24 protein-coding genes are annotated in these 23280 nt (G+C 28.7%); 1 reads left to right on the top strand and 23 read right to left on the bottom strand.

Annotation, left to right across the window (positions count from 1 at the left end):
* Positions 1–269: 269 nt before the first annotated feature.
* From nudC to L3B96_RS06175, 22 genes are all read right to left on the bottom strand, one after another.
* Entirely contained in the window at positions 270–1091 is an 822-nt protein-coding gene (nudC, locus tag L3B96_RS06280) for an NAD(+) diphosphatase (RefSeq protein WP_238859400.1), read from the bottom strand.
* A gap of 255 nt (positions 1092–1346) precedes the next feature.
* Positions 1347–1766, bottom strand: coding sequence for a hypothetical protein (locus L3B96_RS06275; RefSeq protein ID WP_238859398.1), 420 nt, complete (start codon positions 1764–1766; stop codon positions 1347–1349).
* Positions 1767–2420: 654 nt separating this feature from the next.
* Positions 2421–3563, bottom strand: coding sequence for a flagellin lysine-N-methylase (gene fliB / locus L3B96_RS06270; RefSeq protein WP_171787994.1), 1143 nt, complete (start codon positions 3561–3563; stop codon positions 2421–2423).
* A gap of 307 nt (positions 3564–3870) precedes the next feature.
* Positions 3871–4308, bottom strand: a complete 438-nt coding sequence (locus tag L3B96_RS06265; RefSeq protein ID WP_012059464.1) for a YmaF family protein — start codon at positions 4306–4308, stop codon at positions 3871–3873.
* Between the two features lie 651 nt (positions 4309–4959).
* Positions 4960–5130 (bottom strand): hypothetical protein, encoded by a 171-nt coding sequence (locus tag L3B96_RS06260; RefSeq protein ID WP_017211058.1) that lies wholly within the window; start codon positions 5128–5130, stop codon positions 4960–4962.
* A 229-nt stretch (positions 5131–5359) separates the two neighbouring features.
* Positions 5360–5617 (bottom strand): hypothetical protein, encoded by a 258-nt coding sequence (locus tag L3B96_RS06255; RefSeq protein WP_012059465.1) that lies wholly within the window; start codon positions 5615–5617, stop codon positions 5360–5362.
* 166 nt (positions 5618–5783) lie between these two features.
* On the bottom strand, positions 5784–5954 hold the full coding sequence (locus tag L3B96_RS06250; protein ID WP_017211057.1) for a hypothetical protein: 171 nt from the start codon (positions 5952–5954) through the stop codon (positions 5784–5786).
* A gap of 118 nt (positions 5955–6072) precedes the next feature.
* Positions 6073–6321 (bottom strand): hypothetical protein, encoded by a 249-nt coding sequence (locus L3B96_RS06245; protein ID WP_238859648.1) that lies wholly within the window; start codon positions 6319–6321, stop codon positions 6073–6075.
* Between the two features lie 139 nt (positions 6322–6460).
* Positions 6461–7444: an HD domain-containing protein gene (locus L3B96_RS06240; protein ID WP_077829140.1), complete on the bottom strand. Its 984-nt coding sequence runs from the start codon at positions 7442–7444 to the stop codon at positions 6461–6463.
* Positions 7445–8369: 925 nt separating this feature from the next.
* Positions 8370–8654, bottom strand: coding sequence for a hypothetical protein (locus L3B96_RS06235; protein WP_012059467.1), 285 nt, complete (start codon positions 8652–8654; stop codon positions 8370–8372).
* Positions 8655–8794: 140 nt separating this feature from the next.
* Positions 8795–9589 carry a polysaccharide deacetylase family protein gene (locus tag L3B96_RS06230; protein ID WP_238859396.1) on the bottom strand — a complete coding sequence of 265 codons (795 nt, stop codon included), beginning with the start codon at positions 9587–9589 and terminating at the stop codon, positions 8795–8797.
* A 598-nt stretch (positions 9590–10187) separates the two neighbouring features.
* Positions 10188–10658 carry a GNAT family N-acetyltransferase gene (locus L3B96_RS06225; RefSeq protein ID WP_238859395.1) on the bottom strand — a complete coding sequence of 157 codons (471 nt, stop codon included), beginning with the start codon at positions 10656–10658 and terminating at the stop codon, positions 10188–10190.
* A gap of 193 nt (positions 10659–10851) precedes the next feature.
* Positions 10852–11289, bottom strand: coding sequence for a GTP pyrophosphokinase (locus tag L3B96_RS06220; protein WP_238859393.1), 438 nt, complete (start codon positions 11287–11289; stop codon positions 10852–10854).
* 310 nt (positions 11290–11599) lie between these two features.
* Positions 11600–11923 carry a thioredoxin family protein gene (locus tag L3B96_RS06215; protein ID WP_173710087.1) on the bottom strand — a complete coding sequence of 108 codons (324 nt, stop codon included), beginning with the start codon at positions 11921–11923 and terminating at the stop codon, positions 11600–11602.
* Between the two features lies 1 nt (position 11924).
* Positions 11925–12386 carry a PIN domain-containing protein gene (locus tag L3B96_RS06210; RefSeq protein WP_236897265.1) on the bottom strand — a complete coding sequence of 154 codons (462 nt, stop codon included), beginning with the start codon at positions 12384–12386 and terminating at the stop codon, positions 11925–11927.
* A 337-nt stretch (positions 12387–12723) separates the two neighbouring features.
* On the bottom strand, positions 12724–13320 hold the full coding sequence (locus L3B96_RS06205; protein ID WP_343073067.1) for a substrate-binding domain-containing protein: 597 nt from the start codon (positions 13318–13320) through the stop codon (positions 12724–12726).
* 18 nt (positions 13321–13338) lie between these two features.
* Positions 13339–13719: a DUF2085 domain-containing protein gene (locus tag L3B96_RS06200; RefSeq protein WP_343073062.1), complete on the bottom strand. Its 381-nt coding sequence runs from the start codon at positions 13717–13719 to the stop codon at positions 13339–13341.
* Positions 13700–13924: a hypothetical protein gene (locus L3B96_RS06195; RefSeq protein ID WP_065416141.1), complete on the bottom strand. Its 225-nt coding sequence runs from the start codon at positions 13922–13924 to the stop codon at positions 13700–13702. The genes L3B96_RS06200 and L3B96_RS06195 overlap by 20 nt, the downstream gene beginning before the upstream one ends.
* Positions 13925–14007: 83 nt before the next feature.
* The gene (locus tag L3B96_RS06190) at positions 14008–15060 is read right to left on the bottom strand and encodes a galactose ABC transporter substrate-binding protein (RefSeq protein ID WP_238859389.1); all 1053 of its coding nucleotides are present in this window, start codon (positions 15058–15060) and stop codon (positions 14008–14010) included.
* A 233-nt stretch (positions 15061–15293) separates the two neighbouring features.
* Positions 15294–17186 carry an ABC transporter ATP-binding protein gene (locus L3B96_RS06185; protein WP_238859639.1) on the bottom strand — a complete coding sequence of 631 codons (1893 nt, stop codon included), beginning with the start codon at positions 17184–17186 and terminating at the stop codon, positions 15294–15296.
* A 31-nt stretch (positions 17187–17217) separates the two neighbouring features.
* Entirely contained in the window at positions 17218–18951 is a 1734-nt protein-coding gene (locus L3B96_RS06180; RefSeq protein ID WP_238859381.1) for an ABC transporter ATP-binding protein, read from the bottom strand.
* Positions 18952–19163: 212 nt separating this feature from the next.
* Positions 19164–19595, bottom strand: a complete 432-nt coding sequence (locus L3B96_RS06175; protein ID WP_023976476.1) for a MarR family winged helix-turn-helix transcriptional regulator — start codon at positions 19593–19595, stop codon at positions 19164–19166.
* A gap of 378 nt (positions 19596–19973) precedes the next feature.
* Here L3B96_RS06175 and L3B96_RS06170 point away from each other — a divergent pair, with 378 nt between their 5' ends.
* Positions 19974–21305 carry a DUF346 domain-containing protein gene (locus tag L3B96_RS06170; protein ID WP_236897251.1) on the top strand — a complete coding sequence of 444 codons (1332 nt, stop codon included), beginning with the start codon at positions 19974–19976 and terminating at the stop codon, positions 21303–21305.
* Between the two features lie 89 nt (positions 21306–21394).
* Here L3B96_RS06170 and L3B96_RS06165 read toward each other — a convergent pair whose 3' ends face one another.
* Positions 21395–23182 carry a GGDEF domain-containing protein gene (locus L3B96_RS06165; RefSeq protein ID WP_023976478.1) on the bottom strand — a complete coding sequence of 596 codons (1788 nt, stop codon included), beginning with the start codon at positions 23180–23182 and terminating at the stop codon, positions 21395–21397.
* Positions 23183–23280: the final 98 nt, after the last annotated feature.

Raw genomic sequence — 23280 nt, 5'->3', positions numbered from 1 at the left:
ACACTTAGACTATGAAATATCTCCTATACAGAAATGAGTAATATACTTTTGTGGAATGTTTCATTGGTAATTTTGATGGATGTGATTCTTTGGCTATAAGTTGTTCCAAATGTGCTAGTTCAAAGCTTGTTCTTTGAGGCTAGCACTTTGGGTGCAACTTTATAGCCTTAGAATCACCCATCACAATTACCCGGAAACTGGAACAAAAGTATGTTATTCATTTCGGTGAGGTTACTCATAAGTATAGATTATAGATATGTTCTAATTCATTACTTAATTTTTTCTATAAATTCATCTATTAATTTTCTTGCCAAAGTAAACTTTTTAGGTATATTAGGGAAGTTTTCTTTTGAGAACCATTGCGCATCAACTATCTCTTTTCCATCGACCTTTATTTCTCCTGATTCATATTCTGCAAAAAATCCAACCATTAATGAGTTAGGAAATGACCAAGGAGAACTTTTATAATATTTAATATTCTTAACCTTTATTCCAACTTCTTCAAAAACTTCTCTTTTGACTGTACTCTCTAAATCTTCTCCAGCCTCTACAAATCCTGCAATCAAACTATACATATCATTTTTAAATCCTCCATTATGAGCAAGAAGAATTTCATCTCCTTTTATTACAGCAACTATTATAGCAGGACATATTACAGGATACATTACATTATTGCAGCTCGGACAAACTTTAGCCATTTCATCAATTTTTTCTTCTGTTCTAGATCCACATTTCCCGCAAAATTTATGTGTTTTATCCCAATTTAATATTTGGTTAGCTCTTCCTGCTGCTAAAAACAATTCTTCTTCTAATAGCGGTCCTATTTCATATAATGATATTAACTCAAAATTATTTTCCAATTTAATTTCTGAAGAAACTTCTATTGCAAAGCAAAACTTATCTTCAATTTTTCCAAGAAGGAACTCTTTTTCATATTCAGCACCTAATCTCATAATTTCGTCAAAAACAGGAATACTTAATACTTCCCCATTTCTCTTCACTAATAAACTGCCCTTGAATATTAAAAAACACAAGTCCTCAGGTCTACTTTTTTTCGTTATATTAGACAATATATTAAAATTATTTTCCATCTTAAATTAATTCCTTTCAAAACACTTTACCATTTAAAACTAATACCTAATGTAAAGTAATAATAAATAATCTTTATTATAACATTTAATTTAAATTAAGGTAAGCATATACATTTAACCTAAATTAACTAAAAATAACTTATGTATCGAATAATTCAATAAAATTTGCCTTATTAAACATACAAAGAGGAGCATTTTGTATAACCCCTCTTAATAAATAAACTATTATTTTATATAATAACCCTTGGCCTTATATTAGTGTTTTTTACAGCAGTGATGTTTATGATGAGATTTACGACATTTGAAGCAGCATTTATTCTTTTTCATATACTCTATAAGTTGACGTTTTGCTCTTTCATAACCATCTCTACAGCCTTCTTTATACCCTTCGTACTTTCCTTTTTCAAAACCTTCTTTGAAAACTTTTTCCATCATCTTTGGGATATAATCTTCATCTTTATCAAAGTCACACTCTTCTCTTCCGCCTAAATCCCAATCTTCTTTTTCAGCAAATTCACATTCTTCTTTTTGATCATATTCATAATCGTCTTTTTCTTCAAATTCGCATTCTTCTTTTCCAAAGAAATCAAACTCATCCTCTAGGTCATCAAAATCAAAGTCAAGCTCATTTTCAAAATAATAATCGTATTCTTCTTTATTATCTTTGTAATCCATTTTTTTCTCTCCTTTGTAATTTCCATAAAATTGTTTGATTTATAGAAGCTCTATTTATATAGCTTTTAATTTATCAATTATGCTATTAGAAATCTGATAACATTTTTTTACCAGAACTTTGTTAAAATTAGCAATCACTTAGTACTATATTATGCTGCTTTATAATATTTGCTATTAATTACTAAAGAAATATTCCAATATATCTAAGCTTTAACCTGAATAATAAAACTATAAAAGTTATTTAAAAAACGTATATTTTTCTGTACTTTGTTAATAATATTATTGAAAACATAATAACCCGACCTAAATTTAAAATAGAGATAGTATTTTAGAATTCACTAATACTATCTCTATTTTGTATTTTAAATTTATTTATAATAACTATCTATATGTGCTACAGTTGGATTCCTACATTGATTATTTTAATTGAGTACTTAACTTACTATAATTTTGAATGTGAGTTTATCATTACAACCTATGTATTTAATGTATAAAATTTTTATATAATAATTTCAAAATATATGTATATTTCCTTACTACCCTGTCAATAATTCTAAAGGAAAGCATTATTACTCAACCACACTTAAAATAGAGATAGTATTTTTTAATTAATAATACTATCTCTATTATATTCCTATAAATTAGCTTCTAATTCTACCTTTCCAGCAATTCCTTAAACACCTTATTGTGCTCTATGTCCTTGCTTAGAGATTGAATAACTCTTATAATCTGCTGTTCATTTATCTTTTCTTTGGAATTCATAGCAATTCCTATTATATAAGCTTTTATTATTTTATAGGTATTAATAAGAACTTTAATACTTTCTAAAAACTCTTCTCCTTTATTAAAAGGAATTAAATCTTTAAAAATCTGATTTACTAAGTAATTCTCTAGAATGTATGAATACTCATCTATCTCATCAAAATATCTAGGGTTTTCTTCTAGATACGTGCGTAAATCATTTTTATTAAAAATCCCATCTTTGTATTCATTAACACATTGCTTAAGCCTTATCCCTCTTATATTTTCAAGTAAATCATCCTTAGCAATATCCATATAAAAATCATTATTTTCCTTGAAATTCATTCCTTTTAACGACTCATAATCTATGTATTCATTGTTAAAATCATCTAATAACTTCTCTATTCCATCAAAATCATTTAATTTATATGAACTCTGGATTTTCCAGTAAAAATTCTTAAGAATATTTAACCGTTCCTCTATCGAATATTCTCTCAATTGAATAATATTTATAGATATCACCCTTATGTCCCAGAAATATTGAAAAAGACTTTCAGTTCCTTCAAAAGCTTCACTATCTATAATTCTTCTTATCTCAATATCATTCTCATTTATTTCTTCTTCGTTCTCTATAAACTCCATCTTATCTTTATCCAAAAACGCTTTTGTACATATTTCAATACAAGAAGGTAATCCACTCTTTTCGTAAATATTATCGACAATATTAAATACTCTAGGATAACTTTTACAAGTTATACAAAGATTCTTTTCCCCAAATCCACCATGTATATCACAAAGCATATTACAATTCAAAAAAGGACATCTATTACCGTCTTTTAGTGCCATGAAACCATTATTAAAAAAATCGTGTTCAGCTTCATTAAAAAAGAACTTTCCTTCCAATAATTCTTTAAGTTCACCAGTGCTATTAGTGTAATTATTATAAGTATCCTCATCTATATTTATATCCCATCCTGCACAACAAGTATCAATGCAACTTGAGTTTATGCATTTAAAGTCTTCCATATATTTAGGTAAAAAAACGTTTATTTTCATTTACTAGCTCCAATCTTCTTACGTCCTTAAGAGTCATTTATCATATTCTAATATAGACTTATTTATATATTTCACTTTATTTAGAGATATAATTTCAATAAGTTTATATAATGTTATTATTGCTATTTCAATTTCATTATATCATACTTGATCCCTCAAATATGCACATCATAGATGAAATACTGAACTAAAATGAAACGAAATTTAAATCACACTCTATTATGCATAAAGTGTGATAATCAAACATCTATAATATATATATTTTAGAAGTTATTTAATAGTAAGCTTCTCTTATTGGTGTTTAAATCTAGCAATCTTTATCTTTCGGAACGTTTGTAGGATCTTCAACTAAAGTAGTAAAATAATAATCATGATAATGTCCATCTGCACAAGCTGTTTTACCCTTTACTAAATGAATATGCTTTCCGTCTGGAAGGTAAATGGCCGGACCTGTTGTATCACAAAGATCATGGTAGTGATCACAAAAAGTATCTGTACGTCCTTCTATTTTATGAACGTGCGAATTCCCACATTCTATTGCAGGACCAGTCATACCGGCAATTCGATGATTATGTCTCACACATTCATCATCTTTTGCATAATCTGTACTTGATAAATATTCATGATTATGATTCTTTATTCTATAGCTAATATCTACATAGTTACAGTTATCCTCATTTTTATCATTTTGGTTATTTTTATAACCACAGCTGCATCTCCCGTTATTATTACAATTGTATCTCACCGTAAGCTCCTCCTCCGTTATTAAAACATATATAATATTTTATGTTTGCTCGCATATTTGTGTGATTACTTAGTAACATACCATATTTTTATTGCTTTCCTATAGTAAATCCACCATCTCAAGTAGATTTAATTTCTATAAAATTTTGTATAAGTTAGACATCCCGTTCCTTAACATTGAACCATTAAAATCGAAATTTCTATATAAAAAATCTTTTTAAACAATCGCAAATAGATCATAATATTTTAATTCTTAAAATTAAATTTAAAAAAAGGTGGCATTGTACATGACAATACCACCTTTATAAAATGAAGAATCTTTTATCAAATCACTTTTATAATATCACAATACTTTAAACTAGTAACTATTTTTCATAACATAAATTTTGACAAAATATGCTAAAGCTCTTTCAAAGAATGCTATATAAATTAGGTCTAATAAAATAAAGATGCAGCCAAATAATGACTGCATCTAATGGTTAAACTTGAGAGAGAGTTATTTAGGATTTGAATATATTGTGTATTTATATAATAGCATATTGTTTTTAAATAGTCCATATTAATTAATAACTTTTATTGATTAATATTTTAAAATCCAAAAAAATAGAGGTAAATTAAATCATACAATTTAATTTACCTCTAATAATAAATATTATTGAGCTTGTAAAAATTCCTCATAGCTCTCTATTCTATCCTCTCTATTATTCTTCTTTAGCCAGTTATTATAAGTTAAAATAGTCTCTTCTAACTTGTTAATTTTTATAACTTTTCCAATCTTTTTCTTTTTTTCAGCATATATATTGATTTTCATTAAGTTACCCATAATAACTCTCCTCTCTTAAATATTGAATATTATTTATTATTTTTTATCTTCAAATATATATTACCAGATTATTATAAAATATTCAATACTATTTAAGAATAATTATTTGTTATTTCAAAATTATATTATATTTACTATCCATCTAGTAATACAATTAATAAATAAATAAAATATTTTTAAAATTGTATTTATATATAATTACATAAATATCATAAAAATTAAAATAAATTTATTCTATACCTTCAATCCTTAATAATTGAGGATTGTTATTAGAAACTCTAACATGTACCTTTGCTATCTTCATTCTCAAACTTTTTATTATTACCTTGACTTTACATATAAAATAATAGTCCTCGACACCATTAGTAATTACTGTTATAGGATCAAATTTGAATCCATTTATGCCATCTAACGCATCATTTAGCATTACTTTTTCTTCTATAGAAATTTCACTTCTGATTTCCATTTTTCTATTTTCTTTTAACATATAAACAAACACCTTCTCCTGTAATTATATTATTACCGGTTTTTGTCAGTTATTAATCAATTATATAAAGCTTTTCTTAATATAATATTACAAAAAAATAAAGATTCTGCTTTATTAAAAACAAAAGAGACAGATTAAACTTAAAATCTAATCTACCTCTTAGTAATTATCGAGCTCGTAAAAATTCTTCATAATTTTCGATTTTATCCTCTCTGTGTGTTACTTTTAGCCAATAGTTATATTTTAAAATATTTTCTTCTAAAACTCTTAATTTAATTTTACTCTTCTTATTCTTCTTAATCTCTGAATACATAATTATCTTAATTATATTCCCCATATTCCCCACCTCCTTCTATATCTATAATACAATTTGCATGTATAAATTTGGGTACTAAAATTTTAGGATATGAAGTATTTTCTCATATCCTAAAATAATTAATTTTCTATAATATATCCTATAATATTTCTTCGATAGTTAGTAAATTTATGCTTCCATCCTTTTTAGTTTTAACATATATTTTGGCTATCTTCATTTTCCTATTATTCGCTTTTACTTTACATATAAAATAGTAATCGTCTTTATAATTTATTATCACAAATACAGGAATAAATTTCCACCCAACTATTCCGTTTAATGCTTTTCTTAATATTCTCTTATCCTTTGCTGTAATTGTATTCCTAATCTCCAAATCATTTACTAGCATGCCATATACCCTCTCTAATAAAATACGCTTATCAGTCTTTATCTTTATCATTTGTCATGAATTAAGTTAATTCCTTACATAAACATTTTTAATAAAAAAATAGTTAACCACAATCTCGTGGCTAACTAAAATATCTAATTTAATATACTACTTCTTCAATAAATATAGTAAGATTATTAACTAAATCAATATATTTTATATTATCATTTTCCTTAAATGCAACTATAGGTCTTGTTGGCATGTTTATATTTTGCTTAATAACCATGGCCTCTAACCCATTACTCAACTTTACACTCAAACCATTAGGGTAACAATAAATTGATCCAACAAAATCCTTATATATATCATTACTGAACCTTTGCTGCCCCATTGCTGCTAATACTTCAATTGCATGGTGTGGCAAGATAGAATCATCAGAATCTAATATATTAATATATTCATTACAAATAGAAACAATCTTTGCAAACTCATATATCTTGTCCCCTTTTAATTTTTCAGGATAACCGCTTCCATCTTCATTTTCATGATGTGAGCGTATGCAAGTACATAATGTTGCCGAAAAATAATTATTACTTTTTACCAATTTATACCCTTCGATAGTATGATCTTCCCCATTAGAAACTATTTTGCCTATATCATGCAATATAGCTCCAATTCCTAGCTTTAGAATTTTGTCCTCACTATATTTTTTCTTATAACCAATTATTATTGATAATAATGCTACATTCAACGAATGAGTACATAATTCAAGGTCTTTATCATTTTTAGCTAAGTTGTTATATAAATAGGCATTTTCTGAAATATTTATATTTTCAATTATTTCTTCGACTATCTTTATTACTGGTTGTTCAGGAACATATCTTTTCCTTTTGCATTCATCAAATACATTCTTTAACTCTTTGATTGCTTTTAGCCTTAATGGTGCATCATATATTTCTTGCAAAGTGACATCATTTATACCATCGTCTATATAAACTGTATTTATACCTATTTTCTTTATTTGCTCTATATTTCTTTCATTAATTTTTGCACCTTTATTCAAATATATCATTCCCGATTGCGTGTAAATAGGAACTGCCAACTCTTTGCCCATTGCTTTTTCGTTTAATATAACTAATCTCATATAGTTCTTCTCTCCCTCACAAATATTTCATTTGTTTTTTATAGTACTATTATAAATTATAATAAAATATACTTTATTGGTCAATTTTTTCACTTTATCCACCATAATCTTAATAAATTATTTTATTCCATATATAAAGAATATGTTAAGTTTTATTAAATGTTTAGTTATAAAATCTCATCTATATATTTTTTTACTTTTTAATCTAATTGTTGAAAATAGTCGTAATACAATTACGTTTTTTTGTTAATACTTTAGATAAGTGAGGTGTAGTTTATGATTATATTAAGTCTAATATTTTTAATTTTTATATTAATAAGTATATTTTTGAGTTCTGCGAAAAACAAAAATATAGATGACTATATGCAAGACATGCAAAAACAGCTACAAGATGAGTTAAAAATAATAAAATAATAATAAAACTTAATATCGCTGTTTTAAATTGCAAAATAAAATGCAGCCATCATATGACTGCATTTTTTTATATATTAATTATGAGGGGTAAAGGGGATTTGAATATCTTTTGTATATTCATATATTAGCACATTATTACAAGATAATCAATATTAATTGATATTTTTTATCAGTTGATCTATGAATTAATACTTCTCACAACGAAATCGAGAGCAATCACTAGTAGTGCAATCTGTAATTTAGCGCTTTTAGCGAAATTTTCATAGCCTGTGAAATAATAATGTTTCTCCTTTCTGGTAGATTGTTTCATAAGACTAAGCTATTATAATGTTTATCTATGTGAAGATCTTTCTTTATGATTATTTCTAAGAAAATAAATATAAGCAGCAATTAGACAATTCCTAATTGCTGCTTTTGATAAATTATGAAAAAAGGTTTAACAATTTAATTATTAACATTTTTTTATTTTTCAAACCATTCCTATACAACAATTTTACTTGTCACAAGGCTTTTATACTATCTCTTCTATAGCTAATAATCTAGGCTTATTTCCATCTTGAACTTTAATATATATCCTCGCCATAGTCATTTGTAAATTTTCTATTATTGTTTTTACTTTACAAATAAAATAATACTCTTCTATTCCATTACTTACTACAGCTATTGGATTAAAACTCCATCCCTTTATTCCACTTATTGCCTTTTGCAATATCTTCTTATCCCTTTTTGTAACTTTATTTCTAATTTCTAATTCTTTATCATCTCTAATTTCTAGATCCTCAATTTCTTTTTCCATGATATAAACACCCTTTCTAATAACTATATTAATACTTATTTTTGTCAGTCGTTTGTCAAAGTTATTAACCTTTTGTAAACATCATATTACCAAAAAATGAATTATGTAGAGTTAATAAAGAATATTTTTTATATCGGCTCTTATATAATATTCTCAAAGAATGTAAATGTTCTTCTTGATATAGGAAAATATAATTCTTGTGTTTCTTCTGTAATCGTCTTAAATTCATATCCTTGTGATTTATAGTATTCTATTATTTCGGGTAATGCTTCACAAGTATTATTATTCATATCCGTACAATGTAAAAGCAGTATTACTTTTGATAATTTCTCGCTTCCCTTTGTTGCCTTCCTATATAAACTATATGGAGAAAGCTTTGGATTTAATCCATCTGTATTATCCATATTCCAGTCATATACTTTAAAATTATTATCATGTAATTTCTTTAAACATCTATTATTTAAATGCTTACTACTTCCACCTGGAAACCTTATTATATTTGGCGAAATTCCAATAACATTATTTATCTGAATACGGCATGCAAGCATTTCTTGTATAAATTTATCTTCACTACAATAAATTTTATTAAATTTATGAGTATAAGTATGAAGTCCTATACTGTTTCCCTCATCATAAATTCTTTTTACAACCCCTTCTCTTCCTTCAATCTGGCTTCCTATGAGAAAAAAAGTTCCTTTAACATCCTTTTCTTTCAAAATGTCTAGAACACGATCTGTAACTTTATAGCTAGGACCATCATCAAAAGTCAGATAAATTACCTTCTTCATATCATGCGAAACTTTTTTATCCAGATCATGATTTTCACTAGTTGTTTCATTAGATGATATCGGAATAGCACTTACGCTTTTCATGCATATAAATATAACAAAAAGACCACTTAATAAAAATAAGAAAAATTTTATTCTATTCTTCAATTTCTCACCCTCCTTTTATAATCCATTTTAGAATCATAATTCTAAACACTTCTTATAATTTACATATTTAAATTTTTTATTTGTGGTAATTTTGAACATCTACTTTAGTGATAAACAATAACAATTCAACTTATTTGATGAACAGATTTACAAAGTTGCTAAAACCTTGAGTTCATATCTTCACTAGAAATCATAAATATATTTGTAACCACAGGGGTGATAATATGGGAAAACATTTGAAAATGAGCTGTTAAAGGTTCTTCGCTGTAGGTTGTTCCATTTTAGCTTGTGAAGTGAGAGTCCAAAATTTTATTTTGGGTTCTCGAACTTCCTCAGCGAATGTAATGAGTCGAGCTTCCCTAAGAAAGTTGGAGCATGCTAAATTGGATACAACCTGCTGCTTAAAACCTTCAGCGATATTTTCATAGCTTTTCGGAATCAAAATATTTATGATTTCGGTAAGTTATCACATAAATCTAGTTTTAACGTTGGATATCTATAGGCATAAAAATAAACTAATAAATATACATTTAAAACATTGCATATTGTATTAGTTTATTATCTTATACTATTTATATATCTTAAACTTCAATAAAATTTATAATTCCTTTATGTACCACACATCACAAGCATAATGTTCAGTTTCAACTAAAGGTTTTTCTAATCTAAGAAATCCATTCTTTTCGTAAAATCTCTTAGCCGCCTCCATATTATCAAAAGTTTCTAAATAACATTTTTTATAATGTTCTCTCGCAAATTCTAATGAAAGATCCAGCAATTTCTTTGCAATACCTGAGCCTCTTGCTTCTTTTAAAGAATACATTTTTTGTAATTCACATACATCTTCAGTTCCTAACAATGGCCCTATCCCACATCCTGCTACTATCTTCCCGTTTTCTTCAACTACCCAATATTTAGATTTTTCACCGCTATAGACTTGGTAAAAACATCCTAAGTTGGGATCAGACCAAGCACAGCCAGGTTTATTAGCCCCAAATTCTATCAAACAAGTTCTTATTAATGATTCTACTTGTTCATTATCTTTTTCCTGTATTTCTCTTATTATCATAAAGCTTTCCCCCACTACTAACGTACTAGTTTAATTTTTATATAATAGGATACAATAAAATTACTTATTTATCAATATTAATTAAGAATGTTCCATTTAATATAACAATTAAAATAAAAATGCTCCTGAAACTTTCATGTTATCTATAATATTTTCCATATCAAAAGAAAAACTGTTCTTCATCCCCTCTATATTACTCCCCTCTATAAAATTCTAATGCATTGAGTATTTTATCTGCTGCTTTATTATATTTTTTTATTCTTTCATAGTCCTTTTGGGAAGGATTTTCGATTCTTGATAGATTCATATTGTCTTTTAAATCAACTAGCTTTATCTCGCATGCTAACCTATTAGTAATTATTCTTTCTATAAACTCATCGTATGTTTCATTATGCCGTCTTGTTAAAGCATCCAGTGCAGATAATATTTCTTCTGAAAAGCCTTCATTTTTTAAATAATCTATTGTAATATCAGTATCTTCTATTACATCATGAAGCACTGCACATATCATTTCTTCTTGGCTTCTCTTTGAAATCATTAATCTTAGAGGATGAAGAATATATGGTTTACCGCCTTTATCCACCTGACCTTCATGAGCTTTTGCTGCTATACATATAGCTTTTTCCAACATATCTTCATCTCCTTTTACTAGTCAAATTATATTTTCAGTAAATTTAAAATATTCTTTGTGAACTTATAATCGAGTCAACTCTATGGATACTGTACCTTTTGGGGACATAACATTCAACTTCTTCGGTATAAACACCAAAGGCATCTTATGGACATTGTACCTTTTAAGGACATAACCTCTAAAAGCATCAGAAACAATATCTGAAATAGATTTTATTCTACATTAACCGTAAAAAAACTGCTATAAAATTAATATCCAAAGCAGTTTTTTATACTGTAATAATATATAGAAAGTTATATTCGCCTTTAAATTAGAATATCATTTCATAATATCTCTTTACACTTGCTTCTAATTCTAGTAAATCTAAATTTCTTCCTACTCTTATGCTTTCCTTGCCTTCTATATAAAGTAGAAATATTGGTACAGAAAATACATTATATTTTGCTGCTAAATCTAAATGCTTTTCTGCATTTACTTCTCCACTCTTAATTTCAGGAAATTTTTTTAAAATATCTTCAATCTTAGTTTTAATGACTTCACACGCCCCACAAGCTCCTCCTGTAAAATATATCGCGCTCATTCTTTTGTCTTTTATTAAATCTAATAGTTCCTTATCATTATTCAAATTGTCCAACTTAATTTACCTCACTATATTGCTCTTCTATCATCATATTTAATGTCATAACTTTATCCTCACCTAATATTTGATTTGCAGCATTATATAAATATTTATCTTCTGTCACTAATATAAGACTATCATCTGAATGACACGCATATAAAAGTAACAAATCATTCTGTGATAATTTATTTATACTATTTAAATATATATTACCACTTTTAGAATACTTTATATTTAATTTTGATGAAAATTCTTCGAGATTATTCTTATTTATTTCTATAATTGAAAATAGCAATTTACAGAATCTTTCTGATAGTACTTGTTGACCTTTGTATTCTTTCCTTTCCTTGACAACAAGCTCTTCACTCACTTCTTTTAAAATTATTATTTTCTCATCTTCTATGAGTTTATTAATAATCGAAGGATACTGTTTCCAGAGCCCTATTACAACATTAGTATCCAATAAATACTTGTTCATAATTATCCCTCCCGCAATTGCTATATTATTATCCTTAATCTATTTATATATTTATTATACTCCGTATTATTTTTTTATTAATTATTATAATCTTAGTTTTCTCATCTATCATAAATTCATTCTTTTAATTATATAAGTTTTTCTCTCAGACATATGAAGGGCTTTAGACATAATTTTTATTGTTTTATTTTTATTGTATTCTCCTCACCTACTTACATGTGACTCTTGCAAAATAGTAATTTTCAAGTGGCAAACCTATTAGTGATATAGCCCCCAATAATAAATAAAGTCGTGCATTTATATTGCTACATGCACGACTTTATTTATTAAATTTCAATCAGTATATATAATTTTTCACGTTATCCTTTGTTACTTTTTCAAATGGAACCCATATATGCTTACCGTCCTGCGCAAAATTTTCCATATTAGATAACTTACCATTTGATCCTAGTTGAATAGCTGCCTGAACAGCATTTTTACTTTGGTCTTTCGCAGACTGATAAACAGTAAATTGTAAACCTCCATCTACAATAGCCTTGCATCCATCTGATGTAGCATCAATTCCCACAATTGGAATTAATGAAGTATCGATTTTATTTTCTTTAAATAAATCCATCACTCCAAGTGCCATTTCATCATTATTAGCAATTACACAGTCAAATTTTCTACCTGTAGACAGGAATATATTAAACAGCTCCTTAGCTTTTGCCCTGCTCCAATCTGCATTATCCTCAAAAACATAATCAGCATCTATTCCTTTTTCCTTGAAAGTTTCTTTTACTGCCTTCGTACGCTCTTTAATAGCTGCATGGTTCTTCTCACCTTTTAATAAAACCACTTTAATATTATTTTTATTTTTAAAATAATCTGCAATATATTCAGCTTGATATTGCCCTTCCACCTTTTCATCTGAAGTTACTCTGCAATTTTTAATTAAATAACTTTTATGTATTTATACTTTTTCACATAATGTTTTAATTGCATACATTAATAAGAAGGCTAATCCGATTCCAAATGAAACTCCTGTAATTAGCCTTCTAATATTAGTTGATTTCTTAATTTTAAATAATTGTAGTAAACCATCACAAATCATAATTAAAATCAATACTCCACAGATCTTTAAACTAATCTTTGCTTTGACTACAAACAAAATCACTGCAATTATATACCCCAAATAAATTCCAGTACACCTTGCACACACTGGAAATTGAAATCCCCTAAAACTGAAACTCCTTTCATACATTTGATGACAACCACTAAGTGCACCAGCCTTCATAAGAAGTATCCAGAACTTTGTTTTCTTATCCGTTACATTATTTAAATCTTGCCCCACAATCTGCACACACCCTATACGTATTTGTCTTAGTTTTAGTTTTTCCCATGCCGAGCATTCCACATAGCAATCCAATAGGACCTAAACATATATATCCTAAGCAGCCTTTTCCTGCACCAAAGCCTTTCGTGGTTTCCGTAATATCACTTACTACTTTGACATTTAAACTCCCACATCTAGGACATCCAACATTTACATTATTCATTCTCTGTATCCCCCATAACAATAAAACTACCATAATTATACTACTGAGAAATATTACATTGCAATAATTCTCCAAATTCTAATTCATTTTACATATTCACGGTAAGGCATACGTAAAATCCTATTATCATCAAATTTATATTTTGTACCTTCTAGAGGATCATTTCCCTTAATTAAGTTCATGCCTACAGAATATATTGCTTGAGCTTCTGCACTTGCATCTTGAATAACTGTCCCAGTCATAAATCCTTTATCTACTAATTCCATAGCTTCTGGAATAGCATCAATCCCAACTACCAAAACATTTTTATTTTTATCACCTTTATTATACCCATATTTCTGAAGCGCTTTAACAGCTCCTATGGCCATAGCATCATTATTTGCGATAATTGCTTCAACATTATTGCCATATCTTAAAAATAATGAGTCAATACCCGCTCTAGCACATTCTTCATCCCAATTACAACTTTGTATTGCAAGTTCCTGGGTTTTTATTCCGGCATCATTAATTGTTGAAATAGAATACTTTGTTCTATCAATAGTACCAGGATGATCTATTTTTCCCTGAAGCATAATATATTGAAGTATATTATCTCTATTTTTATCTATAGCTCCCTTATTGGCATTCCATGAATCAACAATTATCTTACCTTCTAGAACTCCAGATTGCTCTGTATCAGTTCCAAGAAAAACAATACTCTTGTAAGGGGTAATAAAATTTAATATATCTTTATTAGGTGTTCCATCTAAAATTAATGGTATATTATTTTTTTCAATTTTATTAATTACATCACTTATAGTATCTACCTTTGTATCAACCAGATTTATTACAAACAAATCAAAATGATCATTAATAGCTTCGTAAATACTTTCGTTTTGTATAACCTGATTTCCTTTTCCATCAAAAAAAGTGAACTCAACCTTGCCCTCATTTTCTTTCTGAATCTCTTCTAAGTTCTTTCTAACCTCAATATTATATTGATCATCTTCTCTAGATTGAAACATAGCTACTTTTACTGGAATTATTGAAGCCCCATTTAAATTAATTGCTAAACTTTTCGAGATACTACCTACTAGCATAATTATTATTACAAATGAAATTATTGTAAATATATATATCTTTTTAAATACACTCATTTCAAGACCCTCCTATATTGGTTATAATCATAGATTGTCTTTTAATAAGAGTTTTATTCTGCATATAAGATCATTATATGCAAGTGAATATTATTTATTTTTTATTCTCATAAAATACTAAACCGAGCTAATAAATGTGTTCAAAAAAATTCTTCATGGATTTTACTGAATTATAAGTCCCTAAAGAATGAAAAATTTAATGACCACAATTTTGTGGTCATTAAGTTTCAGCTTTATGATAATTCAAAAGCTCCTGTATATAATTGATAATACTTACCTTTTTCTTTTATTAGATCATCATGATTTCCTCTTTCAATAATTCTACCTTGGTCTAATACCATAATTACATCAGAGTTTTTGATTGTTGAAAGTCTATGAGCAATTACAAAAACTGTTCTTCCTTTCATAAGTTTATCCATTCCTTCTTGAACAATTCTTTCTGTTCTTGTATCGATGCTTGAAGTTGCTTCATCCAAGATTAAAACTGGTGGATCAGCTATTGCTGCTCTAGCAATTGTTAATAACTGCCTTTGACCTTGTGAAAGGCTGCCTCCATCTCCTGTAAGAACTGTATCATAACCATTTGGAAGGTGTCTTATAAACGTATCTGCATTTGCAAGTTTTGCTGCTGCAACTACTTCTTCATCTGTAGCATCTAATTTACCATATCTAATATTATCTGCTACTGTTCCAGTGAAAAGATGTGCATCTTGAAGCACTATTCCAAGAGATCTTCTTAAGTCATCCTTTTTAATCTTATTGATATTAATGCCATCATATCTTATCTTTCCATCTTGAATATCATAGAAGCGGTTTATTAAATTAGTAATAGTGGTTTTACCTGCTCCTGTAGCACCTACAAATGCTATTTTTTGTCCTTGTTTAGCATATAGCTTTATATTATGCAAAATTATCTTTTCATCATTATATCCAAAGTCCACATCATCAAATACTACTTCACCGAGAAGCTTTGTATACGTAATAGTTCCATCTTCATGAGGATGTTTCCATGCCCAAATTCCAGTACGCTCTTTGCACTCCTCTAATTCCCCATCTTCATTTTCCTTAGCATTTACCAAAGTAACATAACCTTCATCTGTTTCTTTCTTTTCATCAAGAAGCTTGAATATACGTTCTGCCCCCGCAAGTGCCATAATAACAAAATTGAATTGTTGAGCCATTTGATTGATTGTTTGACTAAAGTTTCTTGTTAATTGCAAAAATGCTGCAAGTCCACCAAGTGTAAATCCACCAAATGCACCAATAGCTAGAACTGATCCAAAGATAGCAACAGCTACATAATTTATATATCCAATGTTACCCATAATAGGCATCAAGACATTAGCATATTTATTTGCATTATTTGCACTATTAAAGAGCATATCATTTAATCTATCAAAGTTAGCTTTTGCTTCTTCTTCATGGCAAAAGACTTTTACAACCTTTTGCCCTTCCATCATTTCTTCTATATATCCATTTACTGCGCCTATATCTTTTTGTTGAAGACCAAAATATTTTCCACTCTTTGCACCAATAATTTTAGTAACTCTAAACATCAATAATATAATTATAATTTCAACGCCTGTTAAAGGAATACTTAAATATATCATTGAAGCAAATATACTGACAACAGTTATGATAGCTGATAATAATTGTGGTATTCCTTGGCTTATCATTTGCCTTAAAGCATCTGTATCATTTGTATATAAACTCATTAAATCTCCATGAGCATGTGTATCGAAGAACTTTATTGGTAAATTCTCCATATGAGCAAACATATCATCTCTTATTCTTTTTAGTGATCCTTGTGAGATTACAATCATTATACGGCTATATATATAAGTTGATATAACTCCAACATAATAAATTACTGCCATGGTAATTATCATTTTAAGAAGCGGGCCAAAATCTGATTCTGGTTTATTTAAGAGTGGTGTTATATAATCATCAATTAAATTTCTTAAAAATAATGTTCCAATAACATTAGCAAGAGAACTTATAATAATAGTTACTAATACCATAAAAAACAAAAACTTATATTCCTTAAGTATATACGCTAATAATCTTTTTAGTATTTTCAAAGAATCTTTATTAGCTTTTACAGGAGCACGTCCACCACGTCCCATCATTCTAGGAGTTCTATTGCTACTACTATCTTTACTCATTGTCGCTCGCCCCTTTCATTTGAGATTCGTAAACTTCACTATATATTTCATTTGATTTTAGTAATTCTTCATGAGTTCCAAATCCATCTATTTTCCCATCATTTAATACAACAATTTTATCTGCATCTTGAACTGAAGAAATACGCTGAGCAATAATAATCTTTGTAGTATTTGGTATTGTTTCTTTAAATGCTTTCCTGATTAAAGCATCAGTTTTAGTATCTACCGCACTTGTTGAATCATCTAAAATTAATATTTTAGGTTTTTTAAGTAGCGCTCTTGCAATACATAATCTTTGCTTTTGCCCTCCAGATACATTTGTTCCGCCTTGTTCTATAAAAGTGTCATACTTATTTGGAAGACTTTCTATAAATTCATCTGCTTGTGCTTGTGTGCTGGCATCTATTAACTCTTCATCAGAGGCATCTTTATTTCCCCATCTTAAATTCTCTTTTATTGTTCCAGAAAATAAAACATTCTTTTGTAATACCATAGAAACCTCATCTCTAAGTGTTTCTATATCATATTTTCGAACATCAACTCCTCCGACCTCAACACTACCATTTGTAGCATCATACAATCTTGGAATAAGCTGAACAAGGGTAGTTTTTGAACTTCCTGTTCCTCCTATAATTCCAATAGTCTCACCAGAATTAATTTTCAAATTGATATTTTCTAAAGCAAGGTTGTCCTTATTTTTGTTATAGGAAAAGCCAACATTATTAAAAGTTATAGATCCATCTTTTACTTCATAAACTGGATTTTCATCATTTGCCAAATCACTTTTTTCATTTAAAACTTCTGTAATTCTTTCAGCTGATGATTTAGACATAATTACCATTACAAATACCATCGAAAGGAACATTAAACTCATTAATATATTAAGAGTATAAGTAAATAAACTCATCAATTCTCCAGTTGACATAGTATTTGAAACAATCATTTTTGCACCAAGCCAAGATAAAAGCAAAATACATGTATAAACTGTAAATTGCATTGCTGGAGCATTAACTATGATTAGTTTTTCAGCTCTTATAAAATATTTGTATAAAGTTTTAGAAGCTTTATAAAACTTGCTTGTTTCATGCTCTTCTCTTACATAAGCCTTCACTGCTCTAATTCCAGTTAAATTTTCTTGTACACTGGCATTCAAATCATCATACTTTTTAAAAACTTCAACAAAATATGGGTGTACTGTAGTCATAATGAAATATAGTATAACTCCAAGAAAAACTATAGCACCTATAAATATCATAGATAATTTTGCATTAATATAAAAACACATTGTTGTAGCGGATATAAGCATAAATGGAGCCCTTACAGCCATTCTTATTATCATTTGGAATGCATTTTGAACATTTGTTACATCTGTAGTCAATCTTGTTACAAGTCCAGCTGTAGAGTATTTATCTATATTTGAAAAGGAAAAATTTTGTATATTATAATACATTCCCTTTCTTAAATTTCTAGCAAACCCCGATGAAGCTTTAGCTGCATGTACGCCACCTAAAACTCCAAAAGTAAGAGATAAAAATGATGTTATTATCATTGCCCCACCAACAATACTTACATATTTCACATTACCTTTTCCCACCCCATTATCAATAATCCATGCCATTAAAAGCGGAATAATTGTTTCCATAACTACTTCTAATGCAACATATAATGGAGTTAGAATACTATCTCTTTTAAATTCTGCTACAAAACCTGCTAATCTTTTTATCATAATTTTCCTCCTTCTTTGTTAGGTTTCTAACTAATAGCTCAAAAAAAATTGCATAGCACATGAAAATAAATAACAAGTCCAAAGTTGCCATGGATATTTTTCATCAGGCAAGGAGGCAAATTGCCCTCATAGCGGGCCTATTAGGTCAATTTGCCAACGTAGTATGGTGGAAAATAGGCTGGCAAATGTACTTGTTATTTTTTGAATGTGCTTTAATCTGCAATTTTCTTAGCTAATCTATCAATTAAAGAAACTAATATATTGAATTCATCCTCATTTAACTCATCTCTTAATGATTTTTCAACTCTAAGGATAAACTCATATACATTTCTTTGAATCCCCATTCCTTTTTCTGTCAATACTATTTTTTTCAGACGTGCATCTTCTGATACACTTATTCTCTTAATATGCCCATTCTTCTCCATCAATTGAAGTACGCTTGTCACTGAGGAACGTCTAATATCAAGTTCCTCTTCTATATCTTTCTGAAAAATGTCTTTTTTATCTGATTTATGATATATGAAGCCAAGAATCCTAGCTTGAACTCCAGTCACACCATATTGTGAAGCTTCCTTATCTATTCTTCTATGCAATCTCCTAGATAACATACTCAATTTTTTCCCAATGTGTACCTCTTTATCCATACTTATGCTCCCATCAGTTTGTTAGATTTCTAACATATATTATTTTAGTTTCACCTTTTAAATTTGTCAAGGTAATATAGTTTTATTTTAAAAATAATATTTTTCAACTCTTAGAACTTAGTTTCTTTGTATTTATTGTCAATTCTTTATATAGTATTTTCTATTTTCATTTGATGAATCAAAATCTCCAATAACAACTTGAAGCCTTTCATTACTGTATTTATACTCTTGCTTAAGATCTATTATTTTTTTGAATATAGAAACTCAATTTCAACATATGTATATTAAATTTACTATCTCTGTAACATACCTAAACCGTAATCATAAAATGAATGAGACAGGCTTTACTGCCATAGCAAAAATACAAGGAGATTCTCAATGTATAACGATGATTTTTTTTACTGCCCGTATTGTATGCAGAAAAACACTTGTCCATTTTTTGATGAACAAATGAAAAATTTCAGCGATAATGATGAAATATCAAGATTTGATAGATACGAAGATTCTTATGAATTTCAAGATTCAAACTTATTGACTAAAGAAATTCACTCAGACTCTTATAGAGCTTCTGACCAAGAAGTTAATAGAATATTAAGATTAATGCGTAATCAAATGCCTCAGCTTTTCTCACTACTCCAAGGAGTTGGCGATAACTATTTTAGAACCGCTATTGCTTTCACTTTAGATAATGCTCAAACATATCCGGGAAATATAAATCAAAGTGTAAATAGAATTTTTAATGACTTTAGAAGAAGAAATAATTCAATTTTTCTTTCTCTTCGTTCTCTAGGTGTTCCTAACAACGTTATTAATCTCACTTTTAGATCTATAATTGAATTTACTCTTAGAAACATTAAACCTTCACCAGCTCCTGGTCCAAATCCTACTCCATCGCCTAGTAGTGGTTGGAGTAAATGGGAAGATCTTGGCGGAGTTTTAAAATATTCTCCTGGAGTTTCTTCTTGGTCTGCAAACAGGCTTGATGTATTTGTAACTGGATCCGATAATGCTCTCTACCACAAATGGTGGGACGGCTCTCGCTGGAGTGATTTCGAAAACCTTGGTGGTCTTCTAACTTCTTCTCCTGCAGCTGTTTCTTGGGGAAATAATAGGATCGATGTATTTGGTAAAGGTTCAAATAACGCAATGTACCATAAGTGGTGGGATGGCTCTCGTTGGAGTGATTTTGAAAATCTTGGTGGAGTCTTAACATCTGCACCTGCTGCTTCTTCCTGGGCCGCAAATAGAATAGATACATTTGTCCGTGGAACAGATAATGCTCTTTATCACAAATGGTGGGACGGCTCTCGCTGGAGCGACTTTGAAAACCTTGGTGGCGTTCTAACTTCTGGCCCTGCAGCTGTTTCTTGGGGAAATAATAGAATTGATGTATTTGTTCGTGGACAAGGTAATCGTCTATATCATAAATGGTGGGATGGTTCTCGTTGGAATGACTTTGAAGATCTTGGTGGAAATTTAGCATCTGCCCCTGCTGTATCTTCTCGAGCTTCTAATAGGCTAGAGGTATTTGCACGAAATCAAAGTAACCAATTAATCACGAAAACATGGAACGGTTCGCGCTGGAGCGATTGGCAAACAATCGGTGGTTCCTTCACTTTAGATCCTGCAGCTGTTTCTTGGAGCTCTAATAGAACCGATGTATTTGCAAAAAGTTCAAAAGATTCTCTATTGCATATTTGGAAAGATTAGTTCGTATAAAATAATAAAAAATGCTTAGTCTTTATATACTAAGCATTTTTTATTTTCTATGAATTACCAATAAAGGTAATAATCCGATTTCAATTAACCGGTTTTATTAAATAGCAACTCCCAAGAATACATTTAACTTCTTTTTTTATTGCTGCTACAGCTACCCCTACTTCTTCTGAATTCGAGTAATCATTGAGCTCACCATAAATTCCTGCAATTGAAAGAGAAGTAAGTGGAAATATACCATTTTTTCCATATCTGTCTGTCGCCGTGATATATCTATTACTTCTATCTTTTTCATTAAAAAAATTCAAAATCCCATCATTAAACTTCTTTATAATTTTTTCACACACTTCTTCACATTCTTCAATTGGATTTTCTAAAATACTTACAAAATCATCTCCTCCTATATGTCCAATGAATCCATTATAAGGGAAAAGTGATTTTATTTCAGATTGTATTAATTGAGATGTATATTTAAGAATCCTATCTCCATTTTCAAATCCGTACGTATCATTATAAACTTTAAAATTATCTAGATCTAGATAAAGAATACAACATTTGCGTTTTGTTTTAATTATATTCATTATATTATTTTGTATAGCGGTATTACCTGGTAGCTCAGTAAGGGGATTAAGTTGTCTCGCGTAGTTACATTCTAGCATTGTAGTATAATTTAACAAAGATCTTATTGTAACCATTCCACAGTATTTATTATTGTTAGTTACGATAATATAATCATATATATTTTGTGTTTTCCTAGACATTGCTAGCCTTGAAACTTCTGTTACTGGTGTGTTGTAATCTACAACTAAAGGATTTGTATCCATAACTAAAGAAACAGGACGTTTTGTAAAAATTGCAACACCATATTTTGTAGCAAGCGCCGAGTCTAACGTATGTTTCATAATAAGACCTAATGGTACATCATTATTTACTATACAGGCTCCAGTAATATCGTTAGAATCAAAATATTCTTTAATATCACCACAATAAGTTTTAGGCCCAAACGGACTATCATGTCTAACAATTTCGCCTATACAGCTTGACTGATAGTTATAATACACATTATCCTTGAATTTATTACACCTTACAATTAAATCTCTAATCTGATTAGGTATATCTAGAAAAGTTCCTGCTGGACGACTTAGTAAGAAACCTTGTCCTGCATAGACGCCTAAGTTTACTAATGTTCTCAATTCTTCTTCTGTTTCTATTCCCTCAGCAATAAGCTTCATATTTGTTGCTTCCGATAGCTTAACAAAGCATTCTACTAATGATTGTTTAAACGAATCTTCATTTATATTTCTAATTAGATCCATGTCAATTTTTACATAATGTGGCTTTGTTTCATTAAGCATCTTAAGCCCAGAATATCCTGAACCAGTATCATCAATCGCAATTTTATATCCTTGATCTACATAATTGCTAAGAGCCTGTTTAAATCCTTTGTAATCTTCTATACACGTCTTTTCCGTAATCTCAAATATTATACAATCAGGTGACATGTTATGTTCTGCAAGAAATTCTTTAGTAAAACCCTTCTTAAATTTTTCATCTTTAAAAATATGGGGATCTACATTTATAAAAAGATATTTATTTTTTTCAATATTTGTAGCTCTTTTAATAGCTTTTATTCTACATAATTGTTCTAACTCCCATGTTTTATTATAAACCTGAGCAGCGTTAAATAACTTATCTGGATTTTGCAATGGTGAGTCTATCGGCCCTCTGCTTAACGCCTCATACCCTATGATTTCCCCATCTAAAAGTGAAACAATGGGTTGATAAACTGTAGTTATATTTTTACTATTTAATATATTTTCCAACTCCTCTGCCTCATTATATTTTAAATTATCAACTAATGAATTTAACATATTATAATCTCCCCATATTTCTGCTTATTAGCTATTATAGTAGCTCTTGTAAATATAGTTGAAATATAACATAATCTTATTAAAAGTATTTATAATTT

The sequence above is a fragment of the Clostridium sp. YIM B02569 genome (assembly GCF_022320765.1).
Lineage (GTDB): Bacteria > Bacillota > Clostridia > Clostridiales > Clostridiaceae > Clostridium > Clostridium beijerinckii.
This window is presented reverse-complemented; position numbering and strand designations above follow the sequence as displayed.

Coding starts and splice junctions, on each gene's coding strand:
- nudC (WP_238859400.1), bottom strand. CDS start 1,091: ATGGAAAATAATTTTAATATATTGTCTAATATAACGAAAAAAAGTAGA.
- L3B96_RS06275 (WP_238859398.1), bottom strand. CDS start 1,766: ATGGATTACAAAGATAATAAAGAAGAATACGATTATTATTTTGAAAAT.
- fliB (WP_171787994.1), bottom strand. CDS start 3,563: ATGAAAATAAACGTTTTTTTACCTAAATATATGGAAGACTTTAAATGC.
- L3B96_RS06260 (WP_017211058.1), bottom strand. CDS start 5,130: ATGGGTAACTTAATGAAAATCAATATATATGCTGAAAAAAAGAAAAAG.
- L3B96_RS06255 (WP_012059465.1), bottom strand. CDS start 5,617: ATGTTAAAAGAAAATAGAAAAATGGAAATCAGAAGTGAAATTTCTATA.
- L3B96_RS06250 (WP_017211057.1), bottom strand. CDS start 5,954: ATGGGGAATATAATTAAGATAATTATGTATTCAGAGATTAAGAAGAAT.
- L3B96_RS06245 (WP_238859648.1), bottom strand. CDS start 6,321: ATGCTAGTAAATGATTTGGAGATTAGGAATACAATTACAGCAAAGGAT.
- L3B96_RS06240 (WP_077829140.1), bottom strand. CDS start 7,444: ATGAGATTAGTTATATTAAACGAAAAAGCAATGGGCAAAGAGTTGGCA.
- L3B96_RS06235 (WP_012059467.1), bottom strand. CDS start 8,654: ATGGAAAAAGAAATTGAGGATCTAGAAATTAGAGATGATAAAGAATTA.
- L3B96_RS06225 (WP_238859395.1), bottom strand. CDS start 10,658: ATGATAATAAGAGAAATACAGGAAAAAGATAATGAACAAGTAGAATCA.
- L3B96_RS06220 (WP_238859393.1), bottom strand. CDS start 11,289: ATGTTGGAAAAAGCTATATGTATAGCAGCAAAAGCTCATGAAGGTCAG.
- L3B96_RS06210 (WP_236897265.1), bottom strand. CDS start 12,386: ATGAACAAGTATTTATTGGATACTAATGTTGTAATAGGGCTCTGGAAA.
- L3B96_RS06195 (WP_065416141.1), bottom strand. CDS start 13,924: ATGAATAATGTAAATGTTGGATGTCCTAGATGTGGGAGTTTAAATGTC.
- L3B96_RS06190 (WP_238859389.1), bottom strand. CDS start 15,060: ATGAGTGTATTTAAAAAGATATATATATTTACAATAATTTCATTTGTA.
- L3B96_RS06185 (WP_238859639.1), bottom strand. CDS start 17,186: ATGGGACGTGGTGGACGTGCTCCTGTAAAAGCTAATAAAGATTCTTTG.
- L3B96_RS06180 (WP_238859381.1), bottom strand. CDS start 18,951: ATGATAAAAAGATTAGCAGGTTTTGTAGCAGAATTTAAAAGAGATAGT.
- L3B96_RS06175 (WP_023976476.1), bottom strand. CDS start 19,595: ATGGATAAAGAGGTACACATTGGGAAAAAATTGAGTATGTTATCTAGG.
- L3B96_RS06170 (WP_236897251.1), top strand. CDS start 19,974: ATGTATAACGATGATTTTTTTTACTGCCCGTATTGTATGCAGAAAAAC.
- L3B96_RS06165 (WP_023976478.1), bottom strand. CDS start 23,182: ATGTTAAATTCATTAGTTGATAATTTAAAATATAATGAGGCAGAGGAG.